We start from the raw sequence: 18236 nt of genomic DNA on the forward strand, positions 1-18236 counted from the left end.
TCTAACTAACGCCAACGCAGTTTCGAAGCCGGGGGAGCGCATCATGGCCGACACATTCAGGGCGATCGTCGCCAACAAGACCGATGACGGGTACGTCTCGAAGATCGAGCAGATCGGCCTCGATCAGCTCTCCGAAGGCGATGTCGTCGTCGACGTCGCCTATTCCACGCTGAACTACAAGGACGGCCTCGCGGTCACCGGCAAGGGCAAGATCTGCGAGAGCTTCCCGATGGTCTGCGGCATCGACTTCTCGGGCACCGTGGCGTCGTCGGACTCCGCCGACTTCAAGCCCGGCGATCAGGTCGTGCTGAACGGCTACGGTCTCAGCCAGAATCACTCCGGTGGCTATGCCGAGAAGGCGCGCGTGCGGTCGGGCATGCTGGTCAAGCTGCCGGATGGGGTCGATCTGAAATCGGCCATGGCTGTGGGCACCGCCGGTTATACCGCCATGCTCTGCGTGCTGGCGCTGGAGAAGCACGGCGTCGGACCGAAGGACGGCGAGGTTCTGGTCACAGGCGCGGCCGGCGGCGTCGGCTCGGTCGCCGTCAGCGTTCTCGCGAAGCTGGGCTACACGGTCGTCGCCTCGACGGGCCGCGAGAGCACCCATGACTATCTGAAGAGCCTCGGCGCGGCGGAGTGCATCGACCGCAACACGCTGTCCGAGCAGGGCAAGCCGTTCCAGAAGCCGCGCTGGGCCGGCGTCGTCGACACGGTCGGCTCCCACACCCTGGCCAATGCGCTGGCGCAGACGAAATATGGCGGCTGCGTCGCGGCCTGTGGCCTCGCCGGCGGGCCGGATCTGTCGACCACCGTGCTGCCTTTCATCCTGCGTGGCGTGACCCTGGCCGGCATCGATTCCGTCGAGGCGCCGATGGCCGCGCGGACCGAGGCCTGGGCCCGTCTGGCGGTTGACCTGCCGATGGACAAGCTCAACGCGATGACCGAGACAGTGCCGCTGGAGAAGGTGCTGGAACTCGCGCCCGAGATCCTGAAGGGTCAGGTCCGCGGCCGCGTCATCGTCGACGTGAACGCCTGAGGCTGACAGCCGGGCGGAGCGTCCCGCCCGGCGTCGACCGCTATGAGCCCTCGCCCTCGTCGCCGGTATCCGGACCGGTGTGGTGGGCCGACGACTTCCGGCCTTCCTCCGCCTGGTCCTGACCGGGCGAGGGGCCGCGCGCCGGACGCTTCTCGGTGATCTGCGCCTGCTGGCCGCCGCCGGAGTCCGGACTGGCCGGCCTTTCCGGTGCGTTGTCCTCGGTGCCCGGAATGGCCTCGGGCCGACCGAAGGGCAGGGTCTCCACATAGAGCGACGACGACGGGAAGGCGAAGCCGGTGCCGGCGTCCTCGACAAGACCCTTGATGTGGTAGAGCAGCCGCTCCTTGACCTCCATCCACTCGGCCCACTTCGTTGTCTTGGTGAAGCAGTAGAGCATGATGTCGATCGAGGAGTCGTTGAAGCTGTCGACATGGATCAGCGTCGAGACGCGGTTCGGATCGGTCTCGAAATCGTCATTGCCGTAGACGTAGTCGTTGATGCCGCGAACGACCTGGGCGAGTTGCTCCTGCGTCGTGCGGTACTCGACGCCGATCATCCAGTAGATCCGGCGGTTGGTCATCAACGAGAAATTGACGACGGCGTCGTCGGACAGCTTGGCGTTCGGCACGGTCACCAGCGCCTTGTCGAACCGGCGGATCTTGGTCGTGCGGAAGCCGATCTTCTCGACCGTGCCCTCGACGTCGGCGGAACGGATCCAGTGACCCTCGACGAAGATCTTGTCCAGGAAGATGACCAGGCCGCCGAACAGGTTGGAAATCAGGTTCTGCGCGCCGAAGGCGACCGCCATGCCGATCAGGCCGAGACCGCCGAGCACGGCGGCAATGTCGAAGTCCCATTCCTCGAGGATCGCGGCGATACCCAGCACCACGATGATCACCCGGAAGACCCGGACCGCGAAGTTCTTCAGCGCCGCGCCCAGTTCCTGGCCGCGCATCGCGGTGAAGGCCCGATCCAGCGCGAAGGAAAGCGGGATGGCCATCCGGTAGATCGCCCAGAAGATCGTGAAGGCGATCAGCGAGCGGATCACCTTGGTGACATAGGCATCGACGCCCTCGGGCAGCGGCGCCACCCGCATCGCGAAAAACAGCCCGGCGACAAAGAAGGTGAAGCGCAGTGGCTCCTTCATGGCCGCGAGAATCTGGTCGTCCACCGTGGTTTCGGTCTTCGCCGTCAGGCGTCCGAGCGAGGTGATCACGATCCAGGTGAAGAGCCCGCGTAGGATCACGAACACGATGAAGATGGCGATCGCGAGCAGGATGCTGTCGATCTCCACGCCGAAGACTCCGCGGCGCCAGACCGCTTCGATCTCCTGCCAGAACGCTGTCAGGTCAGTCATGGTGGCGGAGAATATGGAGACAAAAGTGTCGGGGCAATTGCAGCCCACCGTGCCGCACCGTCGCAGTGTCGGGCTGATGGCTGGTCCGCATCCGCCCCCCTTGCCTTGATGGGGCCGTTCGTCGGACCATGTGGCTCATCAGGGCCGCCGGATTCAGGGGAGGATCAGTCATGGCCGACAAGATCATACGTATCGGAGGCGCTTCGGGATTCTGGGGCGACAGCGGTGTTGCCGCGCCTCAGCTCGTCCGCCGGGCCGAGATCGATTACCTCGTCTTCGACTATCTGGCCGAGATCACCATGTCGATCATGGCCCGGATGCGGGCCAGGGATGCCGATACCGGCTATGCCGTCGACTTCGTCTCCGTGGCGATGAAGCAGGTGATCCGGGAGATCGCCGAGAAGGGCATCAAGGTTGTGAGCAATGCCGGCGGTGTGAACCCGCAGGCCTGTGCCGTCGCGCTGAGGGAAGTCTGCGAGGCTGCGGGCGTGAAGCTGAAGATCGCCTGGGTGACCGGCGACGACCTGCTGCCGCAGGAGGATGACTACCGCAAGGCCGGGACGACCGAGATGTTCTCGGGCGCCGGTTTCCCCGAGAAGTGCTGGTCGATGAACGCCTATCTTGGGGCCGTTCCTGTCGCGAAGGCCCTCGATGAGGGCGCCGACGTCGTCATCACCGGCCGCGCCGTCGACAGCGCCGTGACCCTCGGTCCCCTGATCCACGAATTCGGCTGGTCGCCAGACGATTTCGACCTGATGTCGGCCGGCAGCCTTTGCGGTCACATACTGGAATGCGGCGCGCAGGCGACGGGCGGTCTCTACACCGACTATCACCGCGTGCCCGGCTGGGACGATATCGGCTATCCGATCGCCGAATGTTCTGCCGACGGCAGCTTCGTCGTCACCAAGCCGGACGGCACCGGCGGACTGGTCGAGGCGGGGACGGTCAAGGAGCAGTTGCTCTACGAGATCGGCGATCCGACCGCCTACATCCTGCCCGACGTGGTCTGCGACTTCACCCAGGTGAAGGTCGAGGAAGTGGGCGAGCACCGCGTGAAGGTTTCTGGCGCGAAGGGCCGTCCGGCCACGGACAGCTACAAGGTCTCCGCGACCTTTCAGGACGGTTTCCGGGCGACGGCGCTGATCACCATCGGCGGCTGGGATGCGGTGCAGAAATGCGAGAAGACCGCGGACGCGATCCTGAAGCGGACCCGGCGCATGCTCGCCGAGCGGAACATGGGCGACTATACCGAGGCGCTGGTCGAGGTGCTGGGCGGGGAGGCCATGTACGGGCCGCATTCGCGCACCCGGAACGCCCGCGAGGCGGTGATGAAGCTGGCCGTGAAGCATCCGGATCCGAAGGCGCTCTCGATCTTCGTGAAAGAGATCGCGCCGGCGGGCACGTCGTTCTCCCAGGGCACGACCGGTTTCGGCGGCGGCCGCCCGAAGGCCCAGCCGGTGATCCGTCTGTTCTCATTCCTTGCGAAGAAGACCGAAGTGCCTGTGCAGGTGCATGTCGACGACCGGAGCTTCGACGTCGAGGTGCCGGCGGGTCAGCCGCTGGATGCGTCCACCGCGTCCCGCCCGGAACCCGTTGCGGCCGAGGCGCCGTCAGGCGAGACCGTGACCGTGCCGCTGCTGGCGATCGCGCACGGCCGCTCCGGCGACAAGGGCGCGCACGCCAATATCGGCGTCATTGCGCGGCAGCCGGAGTATCTGCCGGTGCTGCGGCATGCGCTGACCGCGGAAGCCGTGGGCGCCTACATGTCCCATGTCTTCGACGACGGCGTGAAGATCGACCGCTTCGACCTGCCAGGCATTGGCGCCATGAACTTCATGCTCTACGAGGCGCTGGGCGGCGGCGGCGTCGCCAGTCTGCGCAACGATCCGCAGGGCAAGGCCTACGCCCAGATCCTGATGGACATGCCGGTCGAGGTGCCGAAGGCCTGGGGTGTGCACGAGGACGTTCGCGAAGCGGCGGCCTGATATTGACGACAAGCCCCGGATGGCGGGGTTGAGCGGAAAGGACGATCTTGCGGTCATGGAGAAGGAGCAAGCCATGACCGAGCATCGATACTGGACCGCCGTCGAGACGCGCGACGCGAACTATGACGGCCACTTCGTTCTGGGCGTGAAGACCACCGGCATCTACTGCCGTCCGAGCTGCCCGGCCCGAACGCCGAAGCGGCAGAACATCGTCTTCTACGACGTGCCGGCCGCGGCCGAGGCCGCCGGTTACCGGCCCTGCAAACGCTGTCATCCGCAGCATCAGCACCTGGTCGACCCGATGATGGCGTCCATCGAGGACGCGGCGCGTCAGATCGAGACCCGGCTGATCGAGGCCGGCGAGGTGCCGACGCTGGAGCAGCTGGCGGAGCGTGCCGGGTTCAATGCCCAGCATTTCCAGAAGGCGTTCAAGAAGGCGCTCGGCGTCAGCCCGAAGCAGTATGCCGACGCCCGGCGGATGGCTCTGCTGAAGGGCGGTCTGAAGTCCGGGGGCGGCGTGTCGGACGCTATCTATGCCGCCGGATACGGCTCGCCGAGCCGGGTCTACGAGAACGCCGGACGGCAGATGGGCATGGCGCCCGGCGTCTACGCGAAAGGCGCACCGGGGATCCGGCTGGCCTACGGCTTCGCCGACTGCCATCTCGGCCTTGTCCTGGCTGCGGCGACCGAGAAGGGCGTGTCGGCTGTCTATCTGGGCGACGACCCGGCCGCGCTCGCGCGTGAACTCAAGGACGAGTATCCGGGCGCCGCGCTGCAGGAAGATGGCGGCGCGCTCAGCGGCTCGCTTGCGGCGCTGACGGCCTATCTCGACCGGAACGGACCGCATCCGGCACTGCCGCTCGATGTCCGCGCCACAGCGTTCCAATGGCGGGTCTGGCAGGCGCTGATGGAGATCCCCTATGGCGAGACCCGGACCTACAAGCAGGTCGCCGAGATGATCGGCAATCCGAAGGCCGTCCGCGCCGTCGGCACCGCCTGCGGCCGCAACCCGGTTTCGCTGGCCATTCCCTGCCATCGGGCGCTTGGCTCGGACGGGAAACTGCACGGCTACCGCTGGGGCCTCGAGCGCAAGCAGGCCCTCCTGGAGATGGAACGGCAGGGCTAGGCGCCCGGGCCTTCAAGCCGGCGGTCCGTTTCTCTACACTCCGGCGGGAAACGGACCGCGCCCTTTCCGGTGATCGGGCAATCCGCGGCCGAGGCGGAGCCTGGAATGAGCATCGACCACCTGAAGACCATCGAGCAGCGGCTGCTCTGGCTGTCGCACTGGATGATCCACAACGCCAACCACATCCGTCCGAACGAGGACGGGCTGAAGGTGGGCGGTCATCAGGCATCGTCGGCGTCGATGGTGTCGATCATGACCGCACTCTACTTCTCGGCGCTACGTCCCGAGGACCGGGTGGCGGTGAAGCCCCACGCCTCGCCGATCTTCCATGCGATCCAGTATCTGATGGGCAACCAGACGCGCGAGAAGATGGAGGCCTTCCGCGGCTTCGGCGGTGTGCAGTCCTATCCCAGCCGGACCAAGGATATCGACGATGTCGATTTCTCCACCGGCTCGGTCGGCCTCGGCGTCGGCATCACCGCTTTCGCCTCCATCGTGCAGGACTACATCGCCGCCAAGAGCTTCGCGCCGGACAGCCCCATGGGCCGCATGGTGGCGCTGGTCGGCGATGCCGAGCTCGACGAGGGCAATGTCTACGAATGTCTGCAGGAGGGCTGGAAGCACGGCCTCAGAAACTGTTGGTGGGTGATCGACTACAACCGCCAGAGCCTCGACGGCGTCATCCGCGAGGGGCTGTGGGAGCGGATCGAGAAGATCTTCGACGCTTTCGGGTGGAACGTCGTCCGCCTGCGCCACGGCGTCATTCAGGAGGCGGCTTTCGCCGAACCCGGCGGCGAGCGGCTGAAGGAATGGATCGAGGCCTGCCCGAACCAGCTCTATTCGGCGCTGACCTTCCAGGGCGGCAAGGCCTGGCGCAAGCGCCTGATGGACGAGATCGGCGATCAGGGCGACATCACCGCGCTACTGGACAGGCGCTCCGACGACGAACTGGCCGAGCTGATGCAGAACCTCGGCGGGCAATGCGTGGAGACGCTGGCGGATGCGTTCTCGAAAATCTCCGACGACCGCCCGACCTGCTTCCTGGCCTACACGATCAAGGGCTGGGGTACGCCGCTGGCCGGCCACAAGGACAATCACGGCGGGATCATGAATCCGCCCCAGATGGCGGAGTTCCAGAAGCGCATGGGCGTCGCCGGGGGCGAGGAATGGGAGCCGTTCGCGACAGTCGACGATACGGAGGCGCTGAAAGACTTCCTGGCCGATGTCCCGTTCTTCGCGAAGGGTACGCGGCGCTATTCGGACGCCGCGGTCGAGGTGCCGCCGCTGGAAGTGCCGAAGGACGGGTCGATCTCGACCCAGGCGGCGTTCGGCAAGATCATGGACGCCATCGCCAAGTCGAAGAGCGGGCTGTCGGACCGGATCGTTACCTCGTCGCCGGACGTGACGGTCTCGACCAATCTGGGGCCATGGGTGAACCGCCGTCACCTCTATGCCCGCGAAGCCATGGACGACACCTTCCAGGCCGAACGCGTGCCTTCGGCGCAGAAATGGCGCTTCCGTCCCGACGGGCAGCACATCGAGCTCGGCATCGCCGAGATGAACCTGTTCCTGCTGCTCGGCGCGGCGGGATTGTCGCACAGCCTGTTCGGGACGAGACTGCTGCCGGTCGGCACGGTCTACGACCCCTTCGTCGCCCGCGGTCTCGATGCGCTGAACTATGCCTGTTACCAGGACGCGCGCTTCATCATCGCGGGCACGCCCTCTGGCGTGTCGCTGGCGCCGGAGGGCGGGGCGCACCAGTCGGTCGGCTCGCCCCTGATCGGCATGAGCCAGGACGGGCTGGCCGCCTTCGAGCCGGCCTATGCCGACGAACTCGCCGCGATCATGGAATGGGCCTTCGCCTACATGCAGCGCGACGGGGAGGGCGATCCGGATGAGCGCACCTGGCTGCGCGACGAGACTGGCGGTTCGGTCTATCTCCGGCTTTCGACCCGCTCGCTGGAACAGCCCATGAAGCGGGACGGCGAGGCCTTCCGTCAGGGCGTCATCGACGGCGCCTACTGGTGGCGCGAACCCGGGCCGAACGCGGATGTCGTCATCGCCTATCAGGGCACGGTGGCGCCGGAGGTGATCGAGGCCGCCGGGCGTATCGGCGGGCACCGCCGCGACATCGGGGTCATGGCCATCACCTCTGCCGACCGCCTGATAGCCGGCTGGACCGCGGCGCAGCGCGCCCGCAAGCGCGGCGACGCCAATGCCCGCAGCCTGATCGAGCGGATGCTGATGCCGCTGCCGCGTCACTGCACGATCATCACCGTGATCGACGGGCACCCGGCGACGCTCGGCTGGCTCGGTTCGGTCGAAGGCCACAAGACCGTACCGCTCGGCGTCGAGCATTTCGGCCAGACCGGCACCATCGAAGACCTCTACCGCCATTTCGGCATCGACGCCGACACCATCGTGGATGCCGTCAGTGGCCTGACGGCGGGAAAGAAGGTCGCCGGGTGGTCGTAGGGGAGGCCGTCACCCCGGCCTTGAGCCGGGGTCCGGAGCGGCTTCGCCGCAAGGCTGTTTGATTGGCCGGATGCCGGATCAGGTCCGGCATGACGCCAGAGGGTGCAATCAGTCCCCGTAGTCGATCGGGGTCGTGTCCCAGCCCTCGGCGTGGCGCTGCCAATAGACGTCCTTGAGCTTCGCACTGATCGGGCCGGGGCGGTCATTGCCCTTGATGCGTCCATCGACGCGGCTGCACGGCATGACTCCGCCCGCCGTCGTTGCGGTGAAGATCTCGTCGGCCTCGCGGAACTCGTCCGCCGTGATCGGGCGGATCTCGGTCGGGATGCCCATGTCGGCGCAGAGATCGAGCACCGATTGCCGCGTGACGCCTTCCAGCGCGCCGCGGTCGGGCGTGACCACCGTGCCGTCGATGACGGCGAAGACATTGAAGCCCGGCCCCTCGGTCAGGTAGCCGTCCAGATCGAGCAGCACCGCCGTGTCGGCGCCGGCGTCGTCGGCCTCGAACTGGGCCCGGATCAGGTCGCCCCAGTGATAGTTTTTGATGGTCGGATCGACCGAGGCCGAAGGGATGCGCGGCGTCTTGGCGATGATCAGATGCGCGCCGCGTTCCTGCACGTCGGGCTTGATGACGTCGACCCAGGGGATGGCGTAACCGATGAAGCGGTTCTCGATCAGACCCGGCTTGCGGGGCATGCCGGGCTTCGGCACGCCGCGGGTGGTGACCATGGCGACATAGGCGTCGCGCAGCCGCGCCCGGCGGACGCATTCGGTCAGGATCTCCGCGACCTCTTCCTGGCTGTAGGGGATCGACATGCGCAGGCCGGCCATCGAGGCCCAGAAGCGGTCGAGATGATGCTGCAGGCGGAAGAATGCGCCGTCCTTTACATGCACCACGTCATAGGTGACGTCGGACTTGTTGAAGCCCCAGTCGAGCACGTTGACCGAGACATCGGCGATGGGCTTGTAGACCCCGTCCTGAAAGCCGCAACCGCCGGACATGTTGCGGTCGGTAACGTCGTCTCGGAAAGGTTTCACTTCGTTCATGGCGGGTCTCCCCGGGCAGGTCAATCGAGACGGCTATCGTCTCATGCGCGCAGGAAGGGTCAAGTCTCGCCCGTCACGGATGCGCCGGATGACAAGCGGTGGGGCGGGCCAGGGACAGCCGGCTTCCGTCAGCGTGGCAGGATGCGCCGCTCCTGCAGGTCCTCGAACCAGTCGATCAGCGCGTCCTCGCTGTCGAGGCAGTCATGGAACCCGGCCTGTTGCAGCTTGACCGTCGAGAGCACGGTTGCCGAGGGCTTCTTGCCGTGGCCGAGCACGAAGTCGGCGAACTGCCACGACGCGCCTACGGTCTCGGCCAGGCCGAGCGGCTGCAGCCCGTGTTTCTGGACGATGTCACGCCAGACCGCTTCCTTCGCCGGCATGGTTTCGGCCAGCGAGAAGGGGCGCGGGGGCCCGAGTTCGAGGCCGAAATGCCGGGCGATGGCGGGATAGAGGTTCTGCCAGATGACGATGTCGCCATTGGCGACGTTGAAGATCTGGTTGCCGGCTGCCGCCGGGTTGTCCGCCGCCCAGGCGAAGCCCCTCGCGATCAGCCGCGAATCCGACATCTGCTGGATGAAGGGCGGGCCGCCGGAGAAGATCAGCGGTTCGCCCAGCTCCCGGCAGATGGCGGCATAGGCGCCGACGGCGAAGATCATGTTGATCGGGCTGCCCGGCGAGAAACCGGTGACCAGATGCGGCCGCCAGATGGTCCACGACCAGCCCTTGCCCGCCGCCTGTCGGGCCTTCAGATAGTCTTCCTGCAGCCAGTAGAAATTGTCGTGCGGGTCGCGCGGCCAGCGTTCCTTGGCCGGGCTTTCCATGTGGCGGATGTGGACGCCATAGGCTTTTGCTCCCTGCATCAGGGAGACGTGCTGCAGGCCCTTCGCATAACGCTCAAGCGGCCCAAACAGGTTGCGCAGCATCAGGTCGTTGATGCGCATCTGCTCGTGATCGCGCCAGCCCGCGATCACGTCCTCCTTCTCGTAGAGGGCGGCGTAGACGAGATGGGTGACGTCGCCGAAGTGTTCTGCCGCCGCAGCCTCGCAGGCGCCGGCGTCCGTCAGGTCCAGCGAAAGGTGCTCGGCGTCGTGGTCGTAATCCGGCGCCCGGCGCGACAGGGCCACCACCTCCCAGTCCGGCAGCGAACCGAAATGGCGCACCGCCGCGCCGCCCACGATGCCGCTGGCGCCCGCAATCAGGACCTTGCCGCCCATGGGACTAGAGGTCTTCGGGCGGGTTGGGGCCGTCGTACGTCGTGCCCTGATCCCCCAGATGCGCCAGGCGGAAGCCGATGGGCCGCTCCAGTTCCTCGACGCAATGGCCGATCAGACCGGCAGTGCGGCAGAGGATGGAGATACCCTTCAGCGCCGCAGGCGGGAAGTCGAGGTCCAGCAGCACGGCGGGCAGGGGACCGTTCAGGTTCATCACCATGGACCGGCCGTAGATCTCGTCGGCGACCTCGGCGCAGGCCTTCAGGAATGCGACATGCTCCCCAGCCGCGCCACGCTCGTCGGCCAGTTCCAGGATGCGTACCGCGCGCGGATCGACCGGCTTGTGGATCGGATGGCCGAAGCCCGGCAGGAATTTCTTCGCGTCCCTGAGGCCCTGCACCATGTCCCGTGCAACAGCTGCGCGGTCTTCGCCGGCAGCGACACGCTTCACACCCTCGCCCTGGAAGCGGCCTGCGTCTTCGGCGGAACCGAGAATTACGGAACCGCAGCCCAGAATGCCGGCGGCGACGGCGCCCTGCATGGCGTCCGGTCCGGCCTGCAAGGTCATGCGCGCGGCCTGGGCCGAGGGCGTCAGCCCGTGCTCGGCCAGCGCCACCAGCAGCGCGTTCAGGAAGAACAGCTGGTTTTCGGTCGGCATCTTCCCCGTCAGGTGCATGAAGAAGAAGCTGGAGAAATCCACCTTGCCGATCAGGTCGTCGCAGAGGTCGTAGCCGCGGATACGGATCTTCGTCCGGCTGGCCTTGGCGATGGCCGAGGCTCCGGCGCCCTTGTCACCCATCATGGCGCTGCTCCTACTTCTTCCAGCCGGCGGAGAAGCCCGCGGTCATGCCGCCGTCGACCACCAGGTGATGGCCGTTGACCCAGCTCGGCTGGCCATTGGCCAGCATCACCAGCGCTTCGGCGATGTCATCGGGCTGACCGGCGCGGCCGGTCATGTCGATCATCGTCTTCATGGTGTCCTCGCCCGCGAAGTGGGTGAAGTCGGGCAGCAGGGGCGTGTCGACCGGGCCGGGGCCGACATCGTTGACTCGGATGCCGCGCGCCAGGCCGCGGCCGGCCAGCATCATCGTGTAGACCACGACGGTTTCCTTGCTGAAGGTGTAGGGGTCGGTGCCGACCTCGGCGCCGTTCTTCTCCCACCAGGCCATGCCGTCCTCGAAGCTGCCGGTCGTCAGCAGGTCGGCGATGGCGGCGCGGCGCTTGCGCCAGTTGTTGCCCGCGATCGACGAGACGCTGACCACCGTGCCGCCGTCGGCGATGTCATCGAAGACGGCCTCGGTCAGCTTGCGCAGACCGAACACGTTGATCGCCATGCACTTGGCGCCGCCGACCGATTCCGGCACGCCGGCGACGTTCAGCAGCGACGAGTATGGCCCCTTCAGCTTGCCCAGCAGCGCGTCGATGGCCGCGGGATCCCCCAGATCGCAATTGTGGTGCTCGTGGACCGCCTGTTTCGGTTCCTTGATGTCGACCGAGATGACCGTGTTGCCGGCGTCCAGCAGCCGCTTCGCCGTGGCGTCGCCGATGCCGCTGGCCGAGCCGGTCAGCAGGACAGGATGCTTCATCGCCATGTTCTTCCTCCCCAGGTGAATGACGTTCAGACGGGCAGGTTAGGCGATGGACCTAGTCCGGGAAAGCATCCGCATAGACGATCAGCCTGAGCGGACCGGGAGTCTCGGCGCCCAGCGGCCAGCAGGTGGTCAGGGCCAGACGCGGGACGCCGCCGCTTGCGGCGGGATAGCGCCATGTCCGGCCGTCGACCACTTCGGCATGGGTGACCGCGAAGGCCCGGCTCGGCGAGCCCGGTCGCTCGAGGATCACCTCGTCGCCGGGTGCCAGTTTTCCGAGGAAGGCCATGTGCGAATCGCGGTGTCCGCCGACGGCGGAAAGACCCGGTTCGCCGGGCAGGACGGTGCCGCGCACATGGCCCGGCCCCCAGGCCATGGCCTTGCCAGTGGCGCTGTCGAGGACAATGACCGCTTCGCCCAGCTTCGGGATTTCGAGCCGGGCAAGCGCCTTCAGGTCCGCCCCCGGCCACGGCTCTCCGCCGCTGTCATAGGCGCGCTCCAGAAGCACCTGCCCGAAGGAGGCCTTGACCGCCATGAACAGCCCGTTGCCGGCGATCAGAGCGCCGACGATGGCCGCTGCGAGGAGAGCTGCCCGCAGCGGCCACCGGACCCGTTTCCGGCGGCGGATCATTCCGCGCCGGCCGGGTCGCGCCGGCGGGTCAGGAGCCACCCCGCCAGCGCCAGGACGATCAGGGCGATGCCGGCCCAGAACTGCCGCCGCCAGTTCAGCGATCCGCGCGGCGGGGCCGCTGCCTCGGCCTCCGCGGCCGGGGCGCTGGTCTGCAGCCGCGCGATCTGCGCCTGCGGCAGGGCGGCGCGCTTCATCGCCGGCTGGGGCGCCGGCGCCGCCTTGTCGAGGAACACACCAGGATTCCATCCCGCGGGCAGGTTGAGCGGCACCTTCGCCGTACCGAGCGGCGCGTCCGCCGGACGGCTGGGCGTCGCGTCCACGGCAACCAGCGAGGTGAGCCGGCTGACCAGCCCGTGGTTCAGCGCGGTCGCCAGGATCTGCGCCTCCAGCGCTTCCTGACCCATCTCCCAGCCGATCTGGCTGTAGGCCAGCGCCTCGAGCGCGCGGATGTGCTTGCGCGCCCAGAGCTTGGCCACGCCCTCGCGCTCGGCGGCGCGGGCCAGATCGATCTGCCAGGTGAAGGAGCCGCCGGCCCGGTTCGCCACCAGCCGGAGCTGGCCGGCATCGCCTTCGGGTGCATGGAAGGCGAAGACGACCGGATCGCCCGCGTAGAGATCGGGCAGAGGGTTGGGGGAGATGTCTGCCGCGCCATCGGGCAGCACCGCGGCGACATCAGTCAGCACCGGCGTCTCCAGCTTGGCGAACAGCCCGGCCATCTGCCCGGCGACCTTCGTCAGGTCGTCGACATAGACGGTCGAGCCACGGCCGAGCTCGGCGGCGCGGGTCATGAAGTAGCTGTTGGGCGCCGAGCCGATGCCGACGGTGAACAGCCGCGACCGTCCGAGGCCGGTGGAGATCGCTTCCAGCATCTGCGCCTCGTTGCCGACGGCGCCGTCGGTCAGGAAGACGATCTGGCGCAACGGCCCGTTGTCGCTGCCGCGGTCGATCAGGGCTTCCTTCAGGGCGGGCAGCATCTCGGTGCCGCCGCCCGCTTCCATCCGCGCCGCCGTCGCAAGCGCCCGGCGCATGTTTTCGGGGGTGGCCGGGACCGGGTCGTTGGCGAAAGTCCAGTATTGATCGTTGAACAGGATCAGGTTGAAGCGGTCCTCGGGCCGCAGCCGCTTGAGCGCCAGGGCGAGGCCCTCCCGCGCCTGCCGGATCGATTCGCCGTCCATGGATCCCGAGACGTCCTGGACGAAGATCACCTCGCGGGGGCCGCGGTCGGTGACGTCATCCGCCTCGGATGGTGTCAGCATGGCCAGGTAGTAGTCGCGGCCCTGGAAACTTTCACGGAACAGCGCGGCATGCGGAACGCCGTCGACCGCTGCGGTCCAGCGCAGGATGAAGTCCCGGTCGGCGGCTACCGGACCGGAAAGCTCGATCTCGGCGCGCGTATCGGCGGGGCGGCCGACCTCGACCGTGTGGTGGCGGCTTTCGACCAGATCCAGCGGAAATCCGGCGTCGAGATCGATGCTGATCGTGACCGGGTTGTGGATCGTCTCCGGGTCCTGTGTGCGGGGATCGATCAGCGGGGATTCGATACGGTCGCGGTCGGGCACGGGATCGCTGATGGCCCAGCCATTGGGGCCGAAATCCACGGTCTGGACGATCGGGTTCGGGTTGTAGCGCGGCGCAACGACCAGCGGCAGGCGCATCTCCCAGGCCCCGGCCTCGGGCGCCAAGGTCTGCAGCCATGTGATCTGCACGACGACCACATCGCCGGGGCCGATATTGGCCACGTCATTGGTGAACAGGTTCGGGCGGTGCTGTTCGACCAGCGCAGCCTTGCGGCCCTCGGCCTTCGCCCGCTCGTAGGTCTCGCGGGCCTCCTGTTTCTCCTTGATCTCGCCCTCGATGAAGCGGTCGCCGATGCGCATCTTCAGCCCGTCCACTGCGAACTCGTCGGGCAGGGGGAAGGCGTAGCGGCCTTCGACCCATTGCTCGGACGGGTTGATGAAGCGCTGGCTCAGCGTGGCGCGGACCACGGGGCCGCTGATGTCGATATCGAAGCTGCTGGAAACCAGCGGCGCCCGGACATAGCGGCCGGGGATGTCGGACTTCAGCAGCAGGCTGCCGGTGCCGACATCGTCCAGGGTAACCAGTCCGGCGGCGCCTGCAGCGTTCGCCGTGCCGCCGGCCGGATTGGCGAATGCCGCTGGAACGACAGTGAGCGCGATGGCCGCGCCGAAAATGAGCCTGATGAACACACTACCCATTGTCCCGCCTCCTTGTTCTTGCTGGGTGACTGAGACAGGAAAGCTGCGCAATGGGGCGTCAGCTTGCCGAAATGTGGCTGAAACGGGGTCTTGTCGGGGCGGGGCCGCCGCAATAGTTACGCGGCGGCGCTCATGCGGGCACGGGGAGGAGGCGAGGCATGAAACGGCAGGCGGACTGGTATTACGACGCTGTCTCTCCTTACGCCTATCTGCAGCTGATGCGCTTCGGGGAGCTGTCAGACCGGCTGGAGATCCGCGCCGTACCGGTGCTGTTCGCCGGGCTGCTCGGGGCCTGGGGGCAGCTTGGACCGGCAGAGATTCCCGCCAAGCGGATCCAGACCTACCGCTATGCGCACTGGCTGGCTGGCCAGCGGGGCGTGAAGTTCAAGGCGCCGCCGCGGCATCCCTTCAATCCGCTCGGCATTCTCCGGCTGGCCATCGCCGCCGGCGGGACTGTCGAAGCAGCGGAGAAGGTCTTCGATCACGTCTGGGGGAGGGCCGGGACGGCCAGGACCCGGATGCGCTGGCGGGCCTTGCTGCCGAACTCGGCATTACCGACATGGCGGCGGCGGTCAACGATCCGGCGGTCAAGGCGCAGCTGAAGCAGAACACCGACGACGCGGTGGCCGCCGGCGTTTATGGCGTGCCGACCTTCCGCATCGGCGAGACGCTGTTCTGGGGCGACGATCTGACGGGCATGATGCTCGACTGGCTGGACGACCCCGCCATGCTGGACGAGGGCGAATACGGCCGTCTCGCGACAGTCCCGACAGCATCGGTCCGCAAGCAGAGCCACGTCTGAAGCGAAAGAACCCCGCCGGATCGCGCCGGCGGGGCCCGTTATCGTATGGCGTCGCGGGACGCCACTCCCTGTGCGTTACGCGGCTTCCGGCAGGGCCTTCTGGTTGCCGTTGATCGCGATCTGGCGGGGCTTCTCGGCCTCGGGGATCTGGTTGACCAGATCAATGTTCAGCAGGCCGTTGACCATCTCGGCGCCGGTCACCTTCACGGTGTCGGCCAGATGGAAGCGCCGCGTGAACGCGCGGCGGGCGATGCCGCGGTGCAGGATCGCAGCGCCTTCCTGGCTGTCGGACTCTTCCGAAGCCTTGCCGGTCACCGTCAGCACGCGGCCTTCCTGAACGACGTCGATGTCGCTCTCGCCGTAGCCGGCCACAGCCAGCGTGATGCGGTAGTTGTCCTCGCCATGCTTGACGATGTCGTAGGCGGGGAAGGCCGGACCGTCATTGTTGGCGTTGAAAGCCACGTCGAACAAACGGTCGAAGCGGTCGAAGCCGACGGACTGGCGGAACAGGGGGGAAAGGTCAAAAGTGCGCATGTCACATCCTCCTAGAAGCAATGCGTCAGTGAGACCGGTCGCGCACAACCGCGCTCGGGTCCCTTTGGCAATCCGCCAACCCGGTCATCCGGCGAAGGCGGGGTTCATCGACGACGCCCGTGCGGGCCGCCGTCGCTGGAAGATTTAGGAACCGGGATTTACGGTTCAAGAGCTTTTCGCGCACAAAAAAACGGCCCGTCGCGGGTCTCCGCAACGGGCCGTCTTTCGGCCGGATATTTCCGGCGAAAACCCTACTTCAGGCCGAGATTGGCGTAGCGCTGCTTGAACTTCGCAACGCGGCCCTTCTCCATGATGCGCTGCTGACCGCCGGTCCAGGCACCGTGGCTGGTGGGGTCGATATCGAGGACGAGCGTGTCGCCTTCCTTGCCCCAGGTCGAACGGGTCACATAGGACTCGCCGTTGGTCATCTGGACCGTGATCTCGTGATAGTCGGGATGAATGTCGGGCTTCATGGCGCTCACCGCTTGTCTGTCAGGGGCGCGCCGCCCATGCGGACACGCCCGGATAATCCGGAAGCCGGGCTTATACATAAGGCTTGAGTAGGGGGCAAGCACCGGATTTGCGGCTATTCGGCCTTTTGCTTGAACCGGCGAATTCGGCGGCTATGATCCGCGCCGCCGCGCATCGTGCGGCATTGCCCCGGTGGCGGAACCGGTAGACGCGACAGACTCAAAATCTGTTTCCCGCAAGGGAGTGTCCGTTCGAGTCGGACCCGGGGCACCAGCTTTTCTGCCATGCAATCGCCGTCATGCCGCCGGGCCGGGCGTTTCTCATGAAATGCAATGGCTTGGCCGCCCCTGCGGCGCGGGATAGGCTCGGCTGGTCCTGGGAGGATCCGAAATGACCGACAAGACCGTTCTGACCGAACGTAATGGCCGTATCGCAACGCTGCGGCTCAACCGGCCCGCCGCCATGAACGCCCTGACCGCGGACATGCTGTCCCTGCTCGGCGACGAACTGGAGGCGATTGCCGGCGATAAGGGCATTTCGGTTGTCGTGTTGACGGGCGAAGGCCGCGCCTTCACCGCCGGGGTCGATCTGAAGGCGCTGCGCGACAGCGGGCAGGATCTGACCGAGGGCAATGTCGGCGATGCGCTGAATGGCGCCGCGCGTTGGGTGCAGCAACTGATCGAGCGGATGCCACAATGCGTGATCGCCAAGGTCAACGGCTTCTGCTTCACCGGCGGCGTGGAACTGATGCTGGCCTGCGACATCATTATCGCGGCCGAAGAGGCAAAGTTCGGCGATACCCACGCCATGATCGGGCTGCGGCCGACCTGGGGCATGACCCAGCGGCTGGGCCGGAAGGTCGGCATGCAGCGCGCCAGGGAGCTCTCTTTCACCGCCCGGACCATCACCGGCGTCGAAGCGGCGGCATACGGCCTGGCCATGGAGGCGGTGCCGCTGGCGCAACTGGACAGCCGTGTGGACGAGCTGGCACAGGCCATCGCGAAGAACAGCCCGGGCTCCATCGCCGCCTACAAGGATCTCTACCGGAAGTCGGAGAACGCGGGTCTCGATGCCGGCCTGGCCTACGAATACGAGACCAAGTACGAGATCGCCGATGTCCGCGAGCGGATGGCCGAAATCCTCAAGAGGCTGGGTGGTTAGGCAGCCTTCTTCAGGCTTTGCTCGAGATATTTCCGGAAGTGCTGGACCGGTGGGGTCTGCACCCCCGGATCCTTGGCGAGGTCGTCCCAGCGCCGCAGTGACACCGCCTCCTGCGCATAGGGCCGTGAAAGGAAGTATTCCGCTTCCCGGCCCGTGAAGGGGCCGCCCTGGACCTCCAGAGAAGTAACGGATGCCGGCGAGAGGGTCGCGAAATATTCGGGATCGGTCGCGCAGAGCAGGCGCTTGGCGTCGACATGCAGACGGACGGGCTGGATGACGTCGTCGCCGAACCACTGCGCCAGATGATCGGCGCCGATCTTCTCGTGCTGAAGATCGATCCCGTCCGACGCGGCCTCGGCATCGTCTTCCAGCACCAGATGCCCGATATCGTGCAGCAGGGCGGCCGAGATGGTGGCGGGCGTCGCACCCGAGCGCTCGGCCAGCAGGGCGCACTGGACGCCATGGGCGAGCTGGGTGACGGCCTCGTTGCCGTACATCGCGCCGCCCCTTTCGGCGAGCAGCATGATCAGATCGTCGGCGATGGACACAGGAAATTCTCCCGATTTCGGCGATGAGGGAGGGCGCTGAAACGACC

At 66.8% G+C, this 18236-nt stretch carries 15 protein-coding genes, 1 tRNA gene and 1 pseudogene; 7 read left to right on the top strand and 10 right to left on the bottom strand.

What is annotated here, in order from left to right:
- Positions 1 to 43: 43 nt before the first annotated feature.
- Positions 44 to 1036: an MDR family oxidoreductase gene (locus ACMVY4_RS13815; RefSeq protein WP_416896605.1), complete on the top strand. Its 993-nt coding sequence runs from the start codon at positions 44 to 46 to the stop codon at positions 1034 to 1036.
- Positions 1037 to 1076: 40 nt separating this feature from the next.
- Here ACMVY4_RS13815 and ACMVY4_RS13820 read toward each other — a convergent pair whose 3' ends face one another.
- Positions 1077 to 2393 (bottom strand): mechanosensitive ion channel family protein, encoded by a 1317-nt coding sequence (locus tag ACMVY4_RS13820; RefSeq protein WP_416896606.1) that lies wholly within the window; start codon positions 2391 to 2393, stop codon positions 1077 to 1079.
- A 170-nt stretch (positions 2394 to 2563) separates the two neighbouring features.
- Between ACMVY4_RS13820 and ACMVY4_RS13825 the strand changes: the two genes are divergently transcribed.
- The 3 genes from ACMVY4_RS13825 to ACMVY4_RS13835 all read left to right on the top strand — a co-directional run bounded on the left by ACMVY4_RS13825 (position 2564) and on the right by ACMVY4_RS13835 (position 7979).
- Positions 2564 to 4378 (top strand): acyclic terpene utilization AtuA family protein, encoded by a 1815-nt coding sequence (locus ACMVY4_RS13825; RefSeq protein ID WP_416896607.1) that lies wholly within the window; start codon positions 2564 to 2566, stop codon positions 4376 to 4378.
- Positions 4379 to 4433: 55 nt separating this feature from the next.
- Entirely contained in the window at positions 4434 to 5504 is a 1071-nt protein-coding gene (ada, locus tag ACMVY4_RS13830) for a bifunctional DNA-binding transcriptional regulator/O6-methylguanine-DNA methyltransferase Ada (RefSeq protein ID WP_416900315.1), read from the top strand.
- Between the two features lie 105 nt (positions 5505 to 5609).
- Positions 5610 to 7979, top strand: coding sequence for a transketolase (locus ACMVY4_RS13835; RefSeq protein ID WP_416896608.1), 2370 nt, complete (start codon positions 5610 to 5612; stop codon positions 7977 to 7979).
- Positions 7980 to 8087: 108 nt separating this feature from the next.
- Here the strand turns inward: ACMVY4_RS13835 and ACMVY4_RS13840 are convergent, their stop codons facing one another.
- From ACMVY4_RS13840 to ACMVY4_RS13865, 6 genes are all read right to left on the bottom strand, one after another.
- Positions 8088 to 9026, bottom strand: a complete 939-nt coding sequence (locus tag ACMVY4_RS13840; RefSeq protein ID WP_416896609.1) for an aminotransferase class IV — start codon at positions 9024 to 9026, stop codon at positions 8088 to 8090.
- 128 nt (positions 9027 to 9154) lie between these two features.
- Positions 9155 to 10240: an SDR family oxidoreductase gene (locus tag ACMVY4_RS13845; protein ID WP_416896610.1), complete on the bottom strand. Its 1086-nt coding sequence runs from the start codon at positions 10238 to 10240 to the stop codon at positions 9155 to 9157.
- Between the two features lie 4 nt (positions 10241 to 10244).
- Positions 10245 to 11039: a citryl-CoA lyase gene (locus ACMVY4_RS13850; protein WP_416896611.1), complete on the bottom strand. Its 795-nt coding sequence runs from the start codon at positions 11037 to 11039 to the stop codon at positions 10245 to 10247.
- A 10-nt stretch (positions 11040 to 11049) separates the two neighbouring features.
- Positions 11050 to 11829 carry a coniferyl-alcohol dehydrogenase gene (locus ACMVY4_RS13855; RefSeq protein WP_416896612.1) on the bottom strand — a complete coding sequence of 260 codons (780 nt, stop codon included), beginning with the start codon at positions 11827 to 11829 and terminating at the stop codon, positions 11050 to 11052.
- Positions 11830 to 11881: 52 nt separating this feature from the next.
- Positions 11882 to 12457: a class D sortase gene (locus tag ACMVY4_RS13860; protein WP_416896613.1), complete on the bottom strand. Its 576-nt coding sequence runs from the start codon at positions 12455 to 12457 to the stop codon at positions 11882 to 11884.
- Complete coding sequence (locus ACMVY4_RS13865) at positions 12454 to 14673, bottom strand: marine proteobacterial sortase target protein (protein ID WP_416896614.1); 2220 nt, start codon at positions 14671 to 14673, stop codon at positions 12454 to 12456. Before ACMVY4_RS13865 ends, ACMVY4_RS13860 begins: the two co-directional genes overlap by 4 nt.
- A 218-nt stretch (positions 14674 to 14891) precedes the next feature.
- On the opposite strand from ACMVY4_RS13865, the pseudogene ACMVY4_RS13870 reads away from it, so the two are divergent.
- Positions 14892 to 15475 (top strand): annotated as a pseudogene (locus tag ACMVY4_RS13870) (2-hydroxychromene-2-carboxylate isomerase).
- A 75-nt stretch (positions 15476 to 15550) separates the two neighbouring features.
- Here ACMVY4_RS13870 and ACMVY4_RS13875 read toward each other — a convergent pair.
- Together ACMVY4_RS13875 and rpmE are read right to left on the bottom strand one after the other, a co-directional pair.
- Entirely contained in the window at positions 15551 to 16009 is a 459-nt protein-coding gene (locus ACMVY4_RS13875; RefSeq protein WP_416896615.1) for an Hsp20 family protein, read from the bottom strand.
- A 251-nt stretch (positions 16010 to 16260) separates the two neighbouring features.
- Positions 16261 to 16482, bottom strand: a complete 222-nt coding sequence (gene rpmE / locus ACMVY4_RS13880; protein ID WP_416896616.1) for a 50S ribosomal protein L31 — start codon at positions 16480 to 16482, stop codon at positions 16261 to 16263.
- A gap of 184 nt (positions 16483 to 16666) precedes the next feature.
- On the opposite strand from rpmE, the gene ACMVY4_RS13885 reads away from it, so the two are divergent.
- Positions 16667 to 16753 (top strand) — tRNA-Leu (locus tag ACMVY4_RS13885).
- Positions 16754 to 16870: 117 nt separating this feature from the next.
- Positions 16871 to 17641 carry an enoyl-CoA hydratase/isomerase family protein gene (locus ACMVY4_RS13890; protein WP_416896617.1) on the top strand — a complete coding sequence of 257 codons (771 nt, stop codon included), beginning with the start codon at positions 16871 to 16873 and terminating at the stop codon, positions 17639 to 17641.
- On the opposite strand, the gene ACMVY4_RS13895 is transcribed toward ACMVY4_RS13890, so the two are convergent.
- The gene (locus tag ACMVY4_RS13895; protein WP_416896618.1) at positions 17638 to 18189 is read right to left on the bottom strand and encodes a phosphonate degradation HD-domain oxygenase; all 552 of its coding nucleotides are present in this window, start codon (positions 18187 to 18189) and stop codon (positions 17638 to 17640) included. The two genes, ACMVY4_RS13890 and ACMVY4_RS13895, sit on opposite strands and share 4 nt — an antisense overlap.
- Positions 18190 to 18236 lie beyond the last annotated feature (47 nt).

This window comes from Minwuia sp., assembly GCF_048007105.1.
GTDB lineage: Bacteria > Pseudomonadota > Alphaproteobacteria > Minwuiales > Minwuiaceae > Minwuia.